Source organism: Salinicola avicenniae, assembly GCF_023736115.1.
GTDB classification, from domain to species: Bacteria; Pseudomonadota; Gammaproteobacteria; order Pseudomonadales; family Halomonadaceae; genus Salinicola; species Salinicola avicenniae.
In genome coordinates this window covers 381,168-395,963 of record NZ_JAKQZC010000001.1, presented here as the reverse complement: position 1 = coordinate 395,963, position 14,796 = coordinate 381,168, and the positions used below count along the sequence as shown (strand labels likewise).

General features: G+C 64.3%; 15 protein-coding genes. 7 read left to right on the top strand and 8 right to left on the bottom strand.

Annotated features, from left to right (window positions below):
* Window positions 1–17: 17 nt before the first annotated feature.
* Window positions 18–2,186: a malate synthase G gene (locus MC381_RS01760; protein WP_251976000.1), complete on the bottom strand. Its 2,169-nt coding sequence runs from the start codon at window positions 2,184–2,186 to the stop codon at window positions 18–20.
* A gap of 222 nt (window positions 2,187–2,408) precedes the next feature.
* On the opposite strand from MC381_RS01760, the gene MC381_RS01755 reads away from it, so the two are divergent.
* The 3 genes from MC381_RS01755 (at window position 2,409) to MC381_RS01745 (ending at window position 5,102) form a co-directional block, all read left to right on the top strand.
* A complete protein-coding gene (locus tag MC381_RS01755; RefSeq protein WP_251975999.1) occupies window positions 2,409–3,404 on the top strand; it encodes an alpha/beta fold hydrolase in 996 nt (331 codons plus the stop codon).
* On the top strand, window positions 3,401–3,898 hold the full coding sequence (locus MC381_RS01750; RefSeq protein ID WP_251975998.1) for a hypothetical protein: 498 nt from the start codon (window positions 3,401–3,403) through the stop codon (window positions 3,896–3,898). Before MC381_RS01755 ends, MC381_RS01750 begins: the two co-directional genes overlap by 4 nt.
* A gap of 91 nt (window positions 3,899–3,989) precedes the next feature.
* Window positions 3,990–5,102, top strand: a complete 1,113-nt coding sequence (locus MC381_RS01745) for an aminotransferase class I/II-fold pyridoxal phosphate-dependent enzyme (protein ID WP_251975997.1) — start codon at window positions 3,990–3,992, stop codon at window positions 5,100–5,102.
* A gap of 2 nt (window positions 5,103–5,104) precedes the next feature.
* On the opposite strand, the gene MC381_RS01740 is transcribed toward MC381_RS01745, so the two are convergent.
* The gene (locus MC381_RS01740; RefSeq protein WP_251975996.1) at window positions 5,105–6,625 is read right to left on the bottom strand and encodes a YifB family Mg chelatase-like AAA ATPase; all 1,521 of its coding nucleotides are present in this window, start codon (window positions 6,623–6,625) and stop codon (window positions 5,105–5,107) included.
* 145 nt (window positions 6,626–6,770) lie between these two features.
* Window positions 6,771–7,103 (bottom strand): accessory factor UbiK family protein, encoded by a 333-nt coding sequence (locus MC381_RS01735; RefSeq protein ID WP_251975995.1) that lies wholly within the window; start codon window positions 7,101–7,103, stop codon window positions 6,771–6,773.
* 283 nt (window positions 7,104–7,386) lie between these two features.
* Between MC381_RS01735 and MC381_RS01730 the strand changes: the two genes are divergently transcribed.
* From MC381_RS01730 to glnK, 3 genes are all read left to right on the top strand, one after another.
* The gene (locus MC381_RS01730; RefSeq protein ID WP_251975994.1) at window positions 7,387–7,725 is read left to right on the top strand and encodes a P-II family nitrogen regulator; all 339 of its coding nucleotides are present in this window, start codon (window positions 7,387–7,389) and stop codon (window positions 7,723–7,725) included.
* A 24-nt stretch (window positions 7,726–7,749) separates the two neighbouring features.
* Entirely contained in the window at window positions 7,750–9,000 is a 1,251-nt protein-coding gene (gene amtB, locus MC381_RS01725) for an ammonium transporter AmtB (RefSeq protein WP_251975993.1), read from the top strand.
* 312 nt (window positions 9,001–9,312) lie between these two features.
* The gene (gene glnK / locus MC381_RS01720; RefSeq protein ID WP_251975992.1) at window positions 9,313–9,651 is read left to right on the top strand and encodes a P-II family nitrogen regulator; all 339 of its coding nucleotides are present in this window, start codon (window positions 9,313–9,315) and stop codon (window positions 9,649–9,651) included.
* A 170-nt stretch (window positions 9,652–9,821) separates the two neighbouring features.
* Here glnK and MC381_RS01715 read toward each other — a convergent pair whose 3' ends face one another.
* Window positions 9,822–10,598, bottom strand: a complete 777-nt coding sequence (locus MC381_RS01715; protein WP_251975991.1) for a ferredoxin--NADP reductase — start codon at window positions 10,596–10,598, stop codon at window positions 9,822–9,824.
* Between the two features lie 137 nt (window positions 10,599–10,735).
* Between MC381_RS01715 and MC381_RS01710 the strand changes: the two genes are divergently transcribed.
* Window positions 10,736–11,662 carry a LysR family transcriptional regulator gene (locus MC381_RS01710; RefSeq protein WP_251975990.1) on the top strand — a complete coding sequence of 309 codons (927 nt, stop codon included), beginning with the start codon at window positions 10,736–10,738 and terminating at the stop codon, window positions 11,660–11,662.
* Window positions 11,663–11,832: 170 nt separating this feature from the next.
* Here the strand turns inward: MC381_RS01710 and MC381_RS01705 are convergent, their stop codons facing one another.
* From MC381_RS01705 to MC381_RS01690, 4 genes are all read right to left on the bottom strand, one after another.
* Window positions 11,833–12,255, bottom strand: coding sequence for a host attachment protein (locus MC381_RS01705; RefSeq protein ID WP_251975989.1), 423 nt, complete (start codon window positions 12,253–12,255; stop codon window positions 11,833–11,835).
* A 179-nt stretch (window positions 12,256–12,434) separates the two neighbouring features.
* Entirely contained in the window at window positions 12,435–12,830 is a 396-nt protein-coding gene (locus tag MC381_RS01700) for a RidA family protein (RefSeq protein ID WP_251975988.1), read from the bottom strand.
* On the bottom strand, window positions 12,830–13,558 hold the full coding sequence (locus tag MC381_RS01695) for an amino acid ABC transporter ATP-binding protein (protein WP_251976359.1): 729 nt from the start codon (window positions 13,556–13,558) through the stop codon (window positions 12,830–12,832). The genes MC381_RS01700 and MC381_RS01695 overlap by 1 nt, the downstream gene beginning before the upstream one ends.
* Before the next feature lie 116 nt (window positions 13,559–13,674).
* Entirely contained in the window at window positions 13,675–14,796 is a 1,122-nt protein-coding gene (locus MC381_RS01690) for an amino acid ABC transporter permease (RefSeq protein WP_374708150.1), read from the bottom strand.

Genomic DNA, 14,796 nt, shown 5'->3' with positions numbered 1-14,796 from the left:
TCACTGGTGCCCCCGAGTCAGCCGCGCGCCTTGTCCACCGCCCGCCAGTGATGCAGCAGCGGCTCTGTGTAGCCGGCCGGCTGCTCGCGTCCCTTGAAGATTAGATCGGAGGCGGCCTGAAAGGCGGTCGACTCGCTCAGGTGCGAGGTCATCGGCGTGTAGTCTGGATCCTGCGCGTTCTGCGCATCGACCACCTTGGCCATGCGTTCCAGCGTCTCGCGCACCTGCGCCTCGTCGACGATGCCATGGTGTAGCCAGTTGGCGATATGCTGGCTGGAGATCCTCAGCGTGGCACGGTCTTCCATCAAGCCGACATCGTGAATGTCCGGCACTTTGGAACAACCAACGCCGTGTTCTACCCAGCGCACCACATAGCCGAGGATGCCCTGGCAGTTGTTGTCCAGCTCCTGCTGGATCGCGTCGGCATCCCAGTCGGCGTCGGGATCCACCGGTACCGTCAGCAGGTCATCGAGCAGGTCGCTCTCGCCCTGCTGCTCCAGCTCGCGCTGGATCGCATGCACGTCGATCTGGTGATAGTGCAACGCATGCAGCACGGCCGCCGTCGGCGACGGCACCCAAGCGGTGTTGGCCCCCGCTTTGGGATGCCCCACCTTCTGCTCGAGCATCGCCGCCATCAGATCCGGCATTGCCCACATGCCCTTGCCGATCTGGGCCCGCCCGCGCAGGCCGCAGGCCAGACCGATCTGCACGTTGCTGCGCTCGTAGGCGGCAATCCAGCGGCTGCCCTTCATGTCGCCCTTGCGCAGCATCGGCCCGGCGTTCATGGCGGTGTGCATCTCATCGCCGGTGCGATCGAGGAACCCGGTGTTGATGAAGGCCACGCGCGAGGCGGCGGCGGCGATGCATGCCTTGAGATTGACCGAAGTGCGCCGCTCCTCGTCCATGATGCCCATTTTCAGCGTGTTAGCCGGCAGCGCCAGCATCTGCTCGACGCGCCCGAACAGCGTATCGGCGAACGCCACTTCGTCGGGGCCATGCATCTTCGGCTTGACGATGTAGATCGACCCGGCGCGGGAGTTGCCGCGCTCGCGCTGCAGGTCGTGCAGCGCAATCAGCGACGTCACCACTGCGTCCAGCATGCCTTCGGGAATCTCGTTGCCGTCGCCATCGAGCACGGCCGGCGTGGTCATCAGGTGGCCGACGTTGCGCACGAACATCAGCGAACGCCCGGGCAGCGTCAGCGACTCGCCGTTCGGCAGGGTATAGTCGCGATCCGGATTAAGCCGCCGCGTGACGGTCTTGCCGCCCTTGTCGAAGCGCTCTTCCAGATCGCCCTTCATCAGGCCCAGCCAGTTGCGGTAGACCTGGGCCTTATCCTCGGCGTCCACCGCCGCCACCGAATCTTCGCAGTCCATGATCGTGGTCACCGCGGCTTCCATCAGCAGGTCCTTGACCCCGGCCGGGTCCTGCTGACCGATCGGATGCTCGGCATCGATCTGCAGCTCCAGGTGCAGGCCGTGATTGACCAACAGCACGGCGCTGGGCGCTGTCGCCTCGCCAAGGTAGCCGACGAACTGGCCGGGGTTCTTCAACCCGGTCTCGCGCCCTCCCTCGAGCTTGACGGTGAGATGACCGTCGCGGATCAGATAGCCGACGGCATCGCGATGCGAGGCGATCGCCAGCGGCACGGCCATATCGAGCACATTGCGTGCATAGGCGATGACCTTCTCGCCACGCCGGGGGTTGTAGTCACCGCCTTTCTCGGCCCCGTCATCCTCGGCAATGACGTCGGTGCCGTAGAGCGCATCGTAGAGGCTGCCCCAACGCGCGTTGGCGGCATTCAGCGCGTAGCGCGCATTGTTGACCGGCACGACAAGCTGCGGACCCGCCTGACGGGCAATCTCGGCGTCGACATTGGCGGTGGTGGTCTCGACATGCACCGGCGGATCGGCCAGATAGCCGATCTCCTTGAGAAAGGCACGATAAGCCGCCATATCCTCGACGGGGCCCGGATGGTCCCGATGCCACTCGTCGAGTTTGGCCTGCAGCCGCTCGCGTTCGACCAGCAGTTCGCGGTTGCGCGGCGCGAGATCGTGAACGAGCGCGTCGAAACCGGCCCAGAACGTCTCGGCATCGATGCCGGCATTCGGCAGCGCCTCGTCGATCAGAAAACACTCGAGCGCGTCCGCGACCTGCAGGCGGTGGTGAACGGTACGTTGGGTCATGTCAGCCTCCGGAAACGGCCTGTCGTTGGGGGCAGCGCGATAGATCATGAACGGTTCGCGCGTTTATGGAAATCATTTCCATGAATGGCTTCCCACATGGTATCCCTGCCGCTGCCGCTTGTCTCGTTCGACCTTCGTTCACCCCGGCGCCACACCACTCAGTCGGGATCATGGTGTCGCGGCAGCACGACGAGTAGCATGGGCCAATTAGGAGATGCACGCATGCTCGACTTTTCGCCATTGAAGGCTACCGGCCCGCTCCAGCGTATCGAGACACCCGCCGATTCGCCATTGGGCGACTATCTGCGCCACTATCGACTGGCACGCCTGCTCGAGGCGGACCCCTCGCTCACGCTGCATGCCGGCTTCCTGCAGGCCGACGGCGACGCTGGCAAGCGCTTCGACCTATGGACCCAGGTCTGGGCGCCGGCACGCCCGCGCGGCACTGTCTTCGTGGTGCATGGCTATTTCGATCACTTGGGACTCTACGGACATCTGCTCGAGCGTCTGCTGGCACGGGACTGGCAGGTCGTCCTGTGGGATCTGCCCGGTCACGGGCTTTCCAGCGGCGAGCGCGCCACGATCGACGATTTCACCGACTACGTGACCTGCTTCAACGCCGTCGAGCACCACCTGGTCGACAGTGACCTGGCCCCCGGCCCGTGGCTCGCGACAGGCCAGAGCACCGGAGCTTCGATCATCGCCACCGACGCTCTCACCCGCGGCGAGCAGGCGCCGTGGCAGGGGCTGATACTGCTGGCACCGCTGGTACGGCCCTGGGGCTGGAATCAATCCCGTTGGCTCCACCGTATCGCCAGTCCGTTCGTGACCACCATTCCCCGAAAGTATCGGGCCAACACGACCGATCTCGATTTCGCCGACTTCCTGCGTCTGCACGACCCGCTGCAGGACAACCACCTGGCATTGACCTGGGTAAGTGCCATGCGCCGCTGGATGCCGACGCTACTGAAGCGGCCACCGAGCGAGCTGCCGGTACTGATCCTGCAGGGCGAGCAGGATCTCACGGTGGACTGGAGCTGGAATCTCAAGGCGCTCAAGCGCAAGTTTCCACAGGCCCGCATCGTGCGCCACGCCGAGGCACGTCATCACCTGGTCAACGAGTCGCCCGAGATTCGCGAAGCGCTCTTCACGTCACTCGACGATTTCCTGGTCTACCAGGCGAGGCCTCTGGTCGATGAGGAGCGTCTACCCTCATGAAGCCGCTGGCGCTTGCGCTCCTGCTGACGCTCGCCGGCTGCGCCGGGCTGACGACGCCAGCGCCGGATTCGCGTCAGGCCCTCGGAGGCCTGGCAGGCAAAGCCGCTTCCGGTCTGCTCGAGCAACCGCCCTGGCCCGCCGAACGCACGCCGCAGATCACGCTGCTGATGCGCCCGGCCGAGGTCGACGCCCCGCTACCGATCACGCCCGAGGCGCTCAACGAAGCGCTGGGCCGGGCTCTGCTCGCGACTGCCGAGGCACCGCTCGTGCTCGACTGGGCGCCACAGGCCATCGACATCGGCGACAGCGACCAGTGGCTACTACAGATCAGCTTGAACGCGCCGGCGCCGCCGCTGCGCCTGAGCGACCGCACACTGCAGCCCTACCGCCTGCAGCTCGACCTCTCGCGCCCGACGAACGGCACGGCCCACTGGCAGTGGCAGGCCAGCGGGGCGGTCGACCTGGACGCGCTGCCTGACGGCGCCGCGCCGTAAACACCTCGGCGCATCGAGAAGGGCACCGCCCGGCCCGTTGATGCCACTTGACCCGCGACCTGATCCATTCACCGCCGACAACGAGACGCCCATGCCCCGCTTCGCCCGCCATCTCGAACAGCAGGATGGCCCATACAATCCCTTCCCCGGCCTCGAGGCGCTGGAGCGCCGTCTCGGCCACGCCCTGCCCCACCGTATCGGTTCCAACGAAGGGCTGGACATGCCGCATCGCGCCCTGCGTGCCCGTTTCGGCGATGCGCTCGCCGATCTGGCGCGAACCTATGGCGACGCCGAGGCATGGTCGCTGCGCCACCGACTCGCCGAGCGCCTGGGCCTCTCTCCCGAGCAGCTACTCGTCGATGCCGGCGCCGACAGCCTGATGGCGCTCGCGCTGCGGGCGCTCTGCGACGAGGGCAGTCCGGTCATCACCAGTGCCGGCACCTATCCGACCTGGAGTTATTTCGTACGTGGCGCGGGCTGCCGCGAGATTGAAGTGGCCTACGCCGACAGCACGCAAACGCTGGCGCCGGATCTCTCGGCACTGGCCGGTGCCGCGCATCGCGAGGGCGCTCGCGTGGTCTATCTCGCCAACCCGGACAACCCGACCGGCTATCTACACGCCGACGCCGACGTACTGGCACTGCGCGATGCCCTTCCCGCCGGCTGCACGCTGGTACTCGACGAGGCCTATCACGATTTCCGCGAAGATGCCTGGTCCCCCGAGGCCAATCCGGCCTGGGCCGGCATCATCCGCCTGCGCACCTTTTCCAAAGCACACGGCCTCGCCGGGCTGCGCGTGGGCTACGCCATCGCCACGCCAGAGACCCTGGCCATGTTGATGAAGGTGAGGATTCACTACGCCGTCTCATCGCTGGCACTCGCTGCGGCCGACACCGTGCTTGCCCATCCCGACGAGACCCGCGGGCACGTCGCGGCGGTCATCGCCCGTCGCGAAGCGCTCGCCGACTGGCTACGCGAGCAGGGCGCGGCGGTGCTGCCCAGCACCACCAACTTCGTCTGCCTGCGTCTGCCCCGCGCCGCACAGGCCGCCGCCATTCACCAGGCGCTGCTGGATGAGGGCACGCTGATCCACCGCCCGGCCCATCCGGCACTGGGCCACGTGCTGCGCATCAGCGCGCTCGAGGATGCGCTGCAGCCCGGGCGCCTGGCGACGTTGGCGCAGGGGCTGGCGCGGGAAGGCTGATCTTAGACGGCGGTATGCTCGCGCTTGCCTAGCATTCGATCGAGCTGGCGGTAGCCGATCGCCTCCATCAGTTGCGCCTTGCCGACTCGCGTCTCGCCACTCAGATCCGCCAGCGTCAGCGCTACACGCAGCAGGCGGTGATAGGCGCGCGCGGAGAGATTGAGCCGGTCCAGCACGTCGGCGAACCACGCGCGCTCCGCGCTCGACAGGCCGCAGGCGGCTTCGACCTCTGCCCCGGGCAGATGGGCATTGAGCCCGCCGCGCGCCTGTTGGCGCTCGCGCGCGGCCAATACCCGTTCGCGCACCGTCGCCGACGATTCACCAGGCGTCGTGTCCGTGAGCTGGGTCGCCGGCATCGCGGGCACCTCGACCTGCAGGTCGATGCGATCCAGCAGCGGACCGGAGAGTCGCGACTGATAGCGCTGGATTTGCGCCGGCGTGCACTGGCAGCGCTGGCGCGGGTTGCCGAGGTGCCCGCAGGGGCACGGGTTCATCGCCGCCACCAGTTGGAAGCGTGCCGGGAAGCGGCGCTGATGGTTGGCACGCGAGATCAGGATCTGCGCCGACTCCAGCGGCTCGCGCAGCACCTCCAGCACGTGCCGGTCGAACTCCGGCAGCTCGTCGAGAAACAGCACCCCGTGGTGGGCCAGCGAGATCTCCCCGGGACGCGGACGCGAGCCCCCGCCGACTAGTGCGACGCTGCTCGAGGTATGGTGCGGGTTGCGGAACGGGCGTATCCCCCAGTAGGGCATGATCGGCAGACCGCAGACGGAGCGTACCGCGGCCACCGCCAGCGATTCGTCCCGGGTTAGCGGCGGCAGGATGCCACCCAGGCGACTTGCCAGCATCGTCTTGCCGGTGCCGGGCGGCCCCGCCAACAGCAGGTTGTGGCCGCCCGCCGCCGCGATCTCCAGCGCCCGACGCGCCTGATGCTGTCCCTTGACGTCGGCCATGTCCGGCTGCGCCGCGGCGGTGCCGAGGGGTGCGCCAAATTGGTGCGGTGACAGCGGCTCGCGCCCCAGCAGATGCCCCACGACCTCCAGCAGGTGCCCCGCGGCGAACACCTCGATGCCCTCGGCCAGTGCGGCCTCATCGGCGTTAGCCAAGGGCACGATCAGCCCGCGACCGTCCCGCCGTGCGGCCAGGGCCATCGGCAGTACGCCGGTGACCGGACGCAGCGAGCCATCCAGCGCCAGTTCGCCGGTGACCTCGAGTCCCGCGATCCCCGCTGCCGGCACCTGGCCGGACGCCACGAGAATACCCAGGGCGATCGGCAGGTCGAAGCGCCCGCCCTCCTTGGGCAGATCGGCGGGGGCGAGATTGAGGGTGATGCGACGGGCGGGAAATTCGAAGCCGGCGTTAATCAGGGCGCTGCGTACCCTCTCCCGACTCTCCTTGACCGCGGCTTCGGGCAGCCCCACCAGAGTGACACCCGGCAAGCCGTTGCTGAGATGCACCTCGATCGAGACTTCGGGTGCCTCGAGCCCGAGACTGGCACGGGTCTGGACGATCGCGAGCGTCATTCGCCGCCTCCACGGTTGAGATCCGCCTGAGGCGACTGCCGCAGGCGGGGCCGACAATGTCAGCGCATCGACCCCACCCTATAGGACTACATTCTGTTACGCATGAAGGCAACCCATCCGACCTCGAGTAACCGGTTGGCGGGGATCAGGGCTTGGCGCCGTCGGCACTGCCGTCAACGTCATCCTCTGCCGGAGTTTCCGGGGTAGAGGGCGATGCCGGCTGTGCCGCCTGCTCGCTATGCATCGCATTTTCCAGCGCGGACACCTGCTCTTCCAGCGCTTCGACACGCTCCCGCGTGCGCGTCAGCACATCCATCATGATGTCGAAGTCTTCGCGCGACACGATCTCCATGCGCTCCATGGCGCCGCGCAGTACGCCCTGCACGTTACGCTGAATATCACCCGGCGCCTGGGAGGCGCCCTGCAGACGTTCGCCCAACTGGCGGGTCAGACGCTCGAATCGATCCTGTGCGGACATGAGATGTTCTCCTGCTCGTGAAAGTCGACGGTATCTAGCCACCAGCATACGCAAACTCTCGCGACCTCGCCGCCCAAGGTTGACGCTGTCAATGCCCTTAAAAGGGGCGCAAACGAAAGCTGTGCGCACTTTATTGGTGCAGATACAAAACCCACACATCGTCTGTCATGCCAACCGGCGGCCAATGATCACTGTAACCACATGATAATAAAAGAATCGTCGGCTTGTGGCATGTGTCCTGCCTGTTACCCGAAGGCGCAAGCCGACTATGGGAGAGAAAGGGATGAAACTCATCACCGCCATAATTAAACCCTTCAAGCTCGACGACGTGCGAGAAGCACTGGCCGACAACGGCGTGCAGGGCATTACCGTCACAGAAGTGAAAGGGTTCGGTCGTCAGAAAGGCCATACCGAGCTGTACCGGGGCGCGGAATACGTTGTCGATTTCCTGCCCAAGGTCAAGATCGAGGTGGCTGTGGAAGATGACCGCCTGGATGGCGTGCTGGACTCGATTCGCAATGCTGCCAACAGCGGCAAGATCGGTGACGGCAAGCTGTTCGTGACGCCACTCGAAGATGTCATCCGGATCCGAACCGGGGAACGCGGGGCCGACGCCGTTTGAGGCGCGGGACTAGGAGACAAAAGAATGAATGATCAAGTCGTGCAACTATCCTACGCACTCGACACCTTCTATTTTCTGGTGTCGGGTGTGCTGGTCATGTGGATGGCGGCAGGTTTCGCCATGCTCGAGGCCGGCCTGGTACGCGCCAAGAATACCACCGAGATTCTGACCAAGAACGTGGTGCTGTTCGCCATCGCCAGCGTCGTCTACCTGCTGTTCAGCTACCACCTGATGTACTCGAGCAGCGCCGGTGGTTTCTTCCCCAACTTCGGCTTCCTGATCGGCGCCGAGAACAGCGTCGATGACGTGATGAGCAGCGGCGGCGACGTCTATTACTCCGCGCGCGCCGACTTCTTCTTCCAGGTCGTGTTCGTGGCGACGGCCATGTCGATCGTTTCCGGTGCCGTGGCCGAGCGCATGAAGCTGTGGGCCTTCCTGGCCTTCGCCGTGGTCATGACCGGCATCATCTACCCCACGTCCGGCTACTGGACCTGGGGTGGCGGCTGGCTGAGCGAAGCGGGTTACTCCGACTACGCCGGCTCCGGCATCGTCCACCTGGCAGGCGCGGCAGCCGCCCTCGCCGGCGTCATCGTGCTCGGCCCGCGTAAGGGCAAATACGGTAAGAACGGCGCGATCTACGCGATCCCCGGCGCCAACCTGCCGCTGGCCACGCTGGGTACCTTCATCCTGTGGATGGGCTGGTTCGGCTTCAACGGCGGCTCCGAGCTGATGGTCTCCAACGTCGATTCCGCCAACAACGTCGCCCAGGTTCTGGTCAACACCAACTCGGCCGCGGCCGGCGGCGTCATCGCGGCGCTGATCCTCGCCAAGCTGTGGTTCCGCAAGGCTGACCTCACCATGGCACTCAACGGCGCCCTGGCTGGCCTGGTCGCGATCACCGCCGACCCGCTCTCCCCGTCCGGTTTTGCCTCCGCCATCATCGGCGCCATCGGCGGCCTGATCGTGGTGGTCTCCATCGTCAGCCTCGACAAGCTGAAACTCGATGACCCGGTCGGTGCGATTTCCGTCCACGGCGTGGTCGGCATCTGGGGCGTGATCGTGGTGCCCTTCACCAACGGTGACGCCACCTTCGGCGCGCAGCTGCTGGGCGTTGTCGGCATCTTCGCCTGGTGCTTCCTGGCCAGCCTGGTCGTCTGGCTGATCATCAAGGCCGTCATGGGCGTCCGCGTCTCCGAAGAAGAAGAGTACGAAGGCGTCGATATCGCCGAGTGCGGTATGGAAGCCTACCCTGAATTCAACGTCGGCAAGAAGTAACGCCGATAGACCGAGTGAGCTGGCGTGCTCCCCTGGCCCCCTTCGGGGGGCCTTTTTTAATGCCGCCAGAAAGGTTGCAACAGCGCGGCCACTGCCAGACAGGCACCGGTTCGATGAAAGAAGGCTGGCGCGACAGGGCTCGGGATTTCCCGCACGGCCTCGGCAGTGTTTCCCTGACGACGTAGTATGCTTAAGATGACAGATGCTTAAGATGACAACAGCTCATGATGACAGCGAAGTTGCCGTCACAATGGCTTATCCATCGGACACGGACGCGCAGCCATCCGTCTACCGCACGCGAGGAGAAACTCCATGAAACTGGTTACCGCCATCATCAAGCCGTTCAAGCTGGACGACGTGCGTGAGTCTCTGTCAGAGATCGGCGTGCAGGGCGTCACCGTGACCGAAGTGAAAGGCTTCGGTCGCCAGAAGGGTCACACCGAGCTCTACCGTGGCGCTGAGTATGTGGTCGACTTCCTGCCCAAGATTAAGCTCGAAGTCGCCGTCGACGACGACATGAGCGACCAGGTGATCGACGCCATTACCAAGGTGGCCAATACCGGCAAGATCGGCGACGGCAAGATCTTTGTCTCCCCGCTCGAGCAGGTGATCCGTATCCGTACCGGCGAGACCGGCAAGGACGCGGTGTAAAACACCCGCTGACCAGCAACATCACTGAAAAGCCCTCGTCGACAGGATGTCGACGAGGGCTTTTTGCTGCGGCATCGAAACGCTGGCGCGCCAAGATCAGGTCGAGCAGGACGCGGCGCTCGCTACGTGGCGAGCGCCAGCTTCACCGGCGCCTGGCCTGTATGGAGGCTTCACTTTTCGACGAAGGCGCGCTCGATGACGTAGTCTCCCGGCTCGCCCATGCGCGGCGAGATCGCGAAGCCCAGTTCATCGAGCAGCTCGCTGGTTTCGTCCAGCATGGCCGGGCTACCGCAGATCATGGCGCGGTCCTGCTTCGGATCGAGCGGCGGCAGGCCGGTATCCGCGAACAGCTTGCCGCTGCGAATATGGTCGGTCAGACGACCCGTCGTGTGAAATTCCTCGCGCGTCACGGTCGGGTAGTAGACGAGCTTCTCGCTGATCTCCTCGCCCAGATACTCGTGCGCCGGCAGCTCCTGAGTAATGAAGTCGGCGTAGGCGAGTTCGCTGACGGTACGTACGCCGTGAATCAGCACGACCTTTTCGAAGCGCTCGTAGACTTCCGGGTCCTGAATCAGGCTCATGAACGGTGCCAGCCCGGTACCGGTGGAGAGCATGTAGAGATTGCGCCCCGGCAGCAAGTCGTCGCACACCAGGGTGCCGGTCGGCTTGCGGCTGACCATGATCTGATCGCCGACCTTGAGGTGCTGCAGCCGCGAGGTCAGCGGGCCATCAGGCACCTTGATGCTGAAAAACTCGAGATGATCCTCGTAGTTCGGGCTGGCCACCGAGTAAGCGCGCACCAGCGGCTTACCATCCACTTCCAGACCGATCATCACGAACTGACCGTTCTTGAAGCGCAGGCTGCGCTCGCGCGTGGTACGAAAGCTGAACAGCGTATCGTTCCAGTGGTGAACGCTGAGAACCTCTTCCAAGGCGAACTTGCTCATGCGGCACTCCTGACGTAATAGCAAAAAGGCATAGATTGCCTGTTCGGTAGATGACGGAACTATAAGAAAGGGCGAGTCTTCTGTTAAGTGGATTGTTTGGATAACCTATATCCATAAAATCGATATGGATGCCCGCCATGCGCTATACCCTGCGTCAGCTCGAGGTGTTCGTGGCCATTGCCCAACATCAGAGCGTCTCCCGTGCGGCCCGCTCGCTATCGATGTCTCAGTCGGCGACCAGCACTGCGCTGGCGGAGCTGGAACGGCAGTTCGACTGCCAGCTTCTCGACCGCCTGGGGAAACGGCTCAAGCTCAATGCCCTAGGCTTTCAGTTATTGCCCAAGGCGGTGGCGCTGCTCGATCGTGGCGAAGAGATCGAGGAGCTGCTCAAGGGGCAGCGCGGCATCGGCTCGCTCGAGGTCGGCGCCACGCTGACCATCGGCAATTATCTGGCGACACTGCTGATCAGCGACTTCATGCAGCGTTATCCGGAGAGCCGGGTGCGCCTGCAGGTTCAGAACACGGCGTCGATCGTCGAACGGATCGCCCTGCATGAAATCGATCTGGGGCTGATCGAGGGCGACTGTCAGCACGACGACATCGTGATCCAACCGTGGATCGAGGACGATCTGACGGTCTTCTGCTCGCCGCGACATCCCCTCGCCGGCGAAGGCAGCGCCGATCTGGAACGGCTGCTGCGCGAGGCGTGGATCATGCGCGAGGTCGGCTCCGGCACCCGGCGCACGCTGGAACATGCCATGCGTCACCGCCGGGGACGCTTCAATATCCTGCTGGAGCTGGAGCACACGGAAGGCATCAAGCGCGCGGTCGAATCGGGCCTGGGTATCGGCTGCGTGTCGCGACTGGCGTTGCGCGACGCTTTCCGCCGCGGCAGCCTGGTACCGATCGCCACGCCGGAGCTCGACCTGACGCGCAGCTTTGCGTTCATCTGGCATCGCCATAAATATCTGACCACGGCGATGCGCGAGTTCCTGCGCCTGTGTCGCGAAATGACCGTGGGGGCCCAGCGCAGTGACGAAATCAAGCTGCCGACCATTCCTTGAGCGCCGACCAGCGTTCGAAAGTGCTCGGATGCGATACCGATATCAGGCACAAAGCGGCACCGGCCTAGGTCGCGAGGGCGGTCCCTACCGACAAGCCCTAACGTAGCGCGCCGCTCCGGAGAGCGGCGCGCTACGATACCGAACGACGGGGCATGACCCCGTCTACGCGTTCAGGACCAGCCAAGCTTGCTGGCAATCTCGTCTTCGCTCGCCTTCGACAGGTCCTTGTCGAGCGTCTTGGTGACCAGCGAGTGGGTCGGCTTGTCCAGCTTGTCACGCAGCAGCCCTAGGAACTGCGGCGCCGCGATCAGGATGAACTCGTCGGCCTTGCCCTGAGTGCGCGCGTCGCGCAGGTAATCGGCGACTTCCTTGGCAAAGAACATCTCCTGCTTGTCGGAGGTCGCGTTGTCGTCGCCGGTCTGGCGCTGACTGGGCCCCGACGTAGCCTCTCCCTTGCCTCCGGTACGCAGATCGCCCGTATGGGCCCTCCCTTCAGGATGCGTCAGCGTCTCGACTTCGCGCAGTACATTGGCCTGGCGCGCAAAGATGCGAGCCCGCGCCGCATCGGCGGCAACCACATAGATCTTTTCCATGACTCACTCTCCGGTTCCGTGGATCGTGACCTAAGCGTGGTAGAGATTTCGTCGCCGCTCAAGGCCACGCTTTCCCAGTGCCTTCCGAGGCCTGGATGCCGGCATCGTTCTCGCTGCGATAACGGAAACGACAGCGCCCCGCGATGGCGGGGCGCTGAGTGTTCGGCGTCACCTTCGGCTCAGTCGTGAGCCGGAGGAATCCAGGCGATCATATCGACCTCGACGTCGGCGCCGCCGGCAAGCCCCGTAACGCCGACACAGGTACGCGTCGGCAGCGGCGCCTCGAAGTAGCTGGCATAGACGCTGTTGACCTCGTCGAAATGCCCCATGTTGGTGATGAAGACCCGACTCTGCACAACATGCTCGAAGCTGCTGCCGACGGCCTCGAGCACGATCGCCAGGTTCTTCATCACCCGGTGGGTCTGCTCGGTGAAAGTGCCAAGCAGCATCTCGTTGGTTTCCGGCACCGTCGGCATCTGACCCGTGATGAAGACCAGCTCCCCCACGCGACAGGCGTGGGAGAACGGCGCGATCGGCTGCGGCGCCCCTTCGACGAAGCGCTTTTCGATACCCATCAGTGCCCCAGGATCTGGCTGAGGAACAACTGCGTGCGCTCCGAGCGAGGATTGTTGAAGAACTCGGTCGGCGGCGCCTCCTCGATGATCTGGCCCTGGTCCATGAAGATGACCCGGTCGGCCACGGTCTTGGCGAAGCCCATTTCGTGGGTGACGCAGAGCATGGTCATGCCCTCGTGGGCAAGCTCGATCATGACGTCGAGCACCTCCTTGATCATCTCCGGATCGAGCGCGGAGGTCGGCTCGTCGAACAGCATTACCTCCGGCCGCATGCAGAGCGCCCGGGCGATCGCTACGCGCTGCTGCTGGCCGCCGGAAAGCTGGCCGGGATATTTCTGCGCCTGGTTGGCGATCTGCACGCGATCAAGATACTCCATCGCCGTCTTCTCGGCCTCGGCACGCGGCTTCTTCTGTACCCAGATCTGCGACAGACAGCAGTTCTCCAGCACGGTGAGATGCGGGAACAGGTTGAAGTGCTGAAACACCATGCCGACGTTGCGCCGGATCTGTTCGATCCGCTTGACGTCGTTGTTCATGGGAATACCGTTGACCGCGATCGCCCCCTGTTGATGCTCCTCCAGGTGGTTGATGCAGCGGATCATGGTCGACTTACCGGAGCCGGACGGGCCGCAGACGACGATACGCTCGCCCTTGCTCACGGTCAGGTTGATATCGCGCAGTACGTGAAAGTCACCGTACCACTTGTTGAGATGATCGATCTCGACCATCGGGGTGTCCTTGCCTGCTGTCGGCCGGCTGGCTGTTGCTTCGGTCATGGCAGTGCGTTCCTGATGACGATCTTGTTGGGCGAAACCGCCACCCCGCGACGACGCGGGGCGCGACGTCAGTTCTTGTGTCCGGTGTTCAGGCGACGTTCGATGTACTGGCTGTAGCGCGACATGCTGAAACAGAAGACCCAGTAGACCAGCGCCGCGAAGACATATCCTTCGGTCGAGAACCCCAGCCAGTTGGTGTCGGTCAGGCCGGCGCGGATGATCGCCAGCATGTCAAGCAGCCCGATGATCAGCACCAGCGAGGTATCCTTGAACAGCGCAATGAAGGTATTGACGATGCCGGGTATGACCAGCTTGAGCGCCTGCGGCAGGATGATCAGCCCCATGCGGTGCCAGTAGCTCAACCCAAGCGCCTTGCCGGCTTCATCCTGCCCCTTGCTGATCGCCTGCAGCCCGCTGCGGATGACTTCCGCCATATAGGCGCTCCAGAACAGCATGATGCCGACGAGGGCACGCAGCAGCTTGTCGAACTCGATGTTTCCGGGCACGAACAGCGGCAGCATAACCGACGCCATGAACAGCACCGTGATCAGCGGCACGCCGCGCCAGAACTCGATGAAGATCACACAGACCGCCTTGACGAAAGGCATCTGCGAACGGCGCCCCAGCGCCAGCAGGATACCGATCGGCAGCGAGCCGACGATGCCGACCACGGCAATCGTCAGCGTCAGCATCAGGCCGCCCCAGGCACGAGTTGGCACATACTCCAGCCCGAAGCTGCCACCCAGCAGCAGGAAATAGGCAATGATCGGAAAGCCGACCAGCGCGAACAGCGCCACCCACTTCTTCTGCGGCAGACGTGGCACGGCCAGCCAGGCGACCAGAATCGCCAGCATGGCGAAGACGATGTCGACCCGCCAGCGCGCGCCCTCCGGATAAAAGCCGTAGATGATCGAATCGAAGCGCGCACCGATAAACGCCCAGCAGGCGCCGGCACCGGTACAGGCGTCGCGGCTGGCACCGATGAAGTTGGCGTCGATGACCGCCCACTCCAGCAGCGGCCAGATCAACCGCGCGATCACCAGAATCACGACAATCGACACCACGCTGTTGAGCGGGCTGCTGAACAGGTTGGCACGCAGCCAGCCGGACACGCCGCGGCGCTGATCCGGCGCGCGGCGCGCCTCGATCATTTCTGTGCGGAAGGTAGAGTTGCTAGTCGTCGCGGTCAT

What these genes read in the sequence shown, in the direction of transcription:
- amtB (WP_251975993.1), top strand. Translation starts at nt 7,750, where the DNA reads ATGAATGATCAAGTCGTGCAACTATCCTACGCACTCGACACCTTCTAT.
- MC381_RS01755 (WP_251975999.1), top strand. Translation starts at nt 2,409, where the DNA reads ATGCTCGACTTTTCGCCATTGAAGGCTACCGGCCCGCTCCAGCGTATC.
- MC381_RS01705 (WP_251975989.1), bottom strand. Translation starts at nt 12,255, where the DNA reads ATGGAAAAGATCTATGTGGTTGCCGCCGATGCGGCGCGGGCTCGCATC.
- MC381_RS01750 (WP_251975998.1), top strand. Translation starts at nt 3,401, where the DNA reads ATGAAGCCGCTGGCGCTTGCGCTCCTGCTGACGCTCGCCGGCTGCGCC.
- MC381_RS01695 (WP_251976359.1), bottom strand. Translation starts at nt 13,558, where the DNA reads ATGGTCGAGATCGATCATCTCAACAAGTGGTACGGTGACTTTCACGTA.
- MC381_RS01740 (WP_251975996.1), bottom strand. Translation starts at nt 6,625, where the DNA reads ATGACGCTCGCGATCGTCCAGACCCGTGCCAGTCTCGGGCTCGAGGCA.
- MC381_RS01745 (WP_251975997.1), top strand. Translation starts at nt 3,990, where the DNA reads ATGCCCCGCTTCGCCCGCCATCTCGAACAGCAGGATGGCCCATACAAT.
- MC381_RS01735 (WP_251975995.1), bottom strand. Translation starts at nt 7,103, where the DNA reads ATGTCCGCACAGGATCGATTCGAGCGTCTGACCCGCCAGTTGGGCGAA.
- MC381_RS01730 (WP_251975994.1), top strand. Translation starts at nt 7,387, where the DNA reads ATGAAACTCATCACCGCCATAATTAAACCCTTCAAGCTCGACGACGTG.
- MC381_RS01760 (WP_251976000.1), bottom strand. Translation starts at nt 2,186, where the DNA reads ATGACCCAACGTACCGTTCACCACCGCCTGCAGGTCGCGGACGCGCTC.
- MC381_RS01690 (WP_374708150.1), bottom strand. Translation starts at nt 14,796, where the DNA reads ATGACCGCGACGACTAGCAACTCTACCTTCCGCACAGAAATGATCGAG.
- MC381_RS01715 (WP_251975991.1), bottom strand. Translation starts at nt 10,598, where the DNA reads ATGAGCAAGTTCGCCTTGGAAGAGGTTCTCAGCGTTCACCACTGGAAC.
- MC381_RS01700 (WP_251975988.1), bottom strand. Translation starts at nt 12,830, where the DNA reads ATGGGTATCGAAAAGCGCTTCGTCGAAGGGGCGCCGCAGCCGATCGCG.
- MC381_RS01710 (WP_251975990.1), top strand. Translation starts at nt 10,736, where the DNA reads ATGCGCTATACCCTGCGTCAGCTCGAGGTGTTCGTGGCCATTGCCCAA.
- glnK (WP_251975992.1), top strand. Translation starts at nt 9,313, where the DNA reads ATGAAACTGGTTACCGCCATCATCAAGCCGTTCAAGCTGGACGACGTG.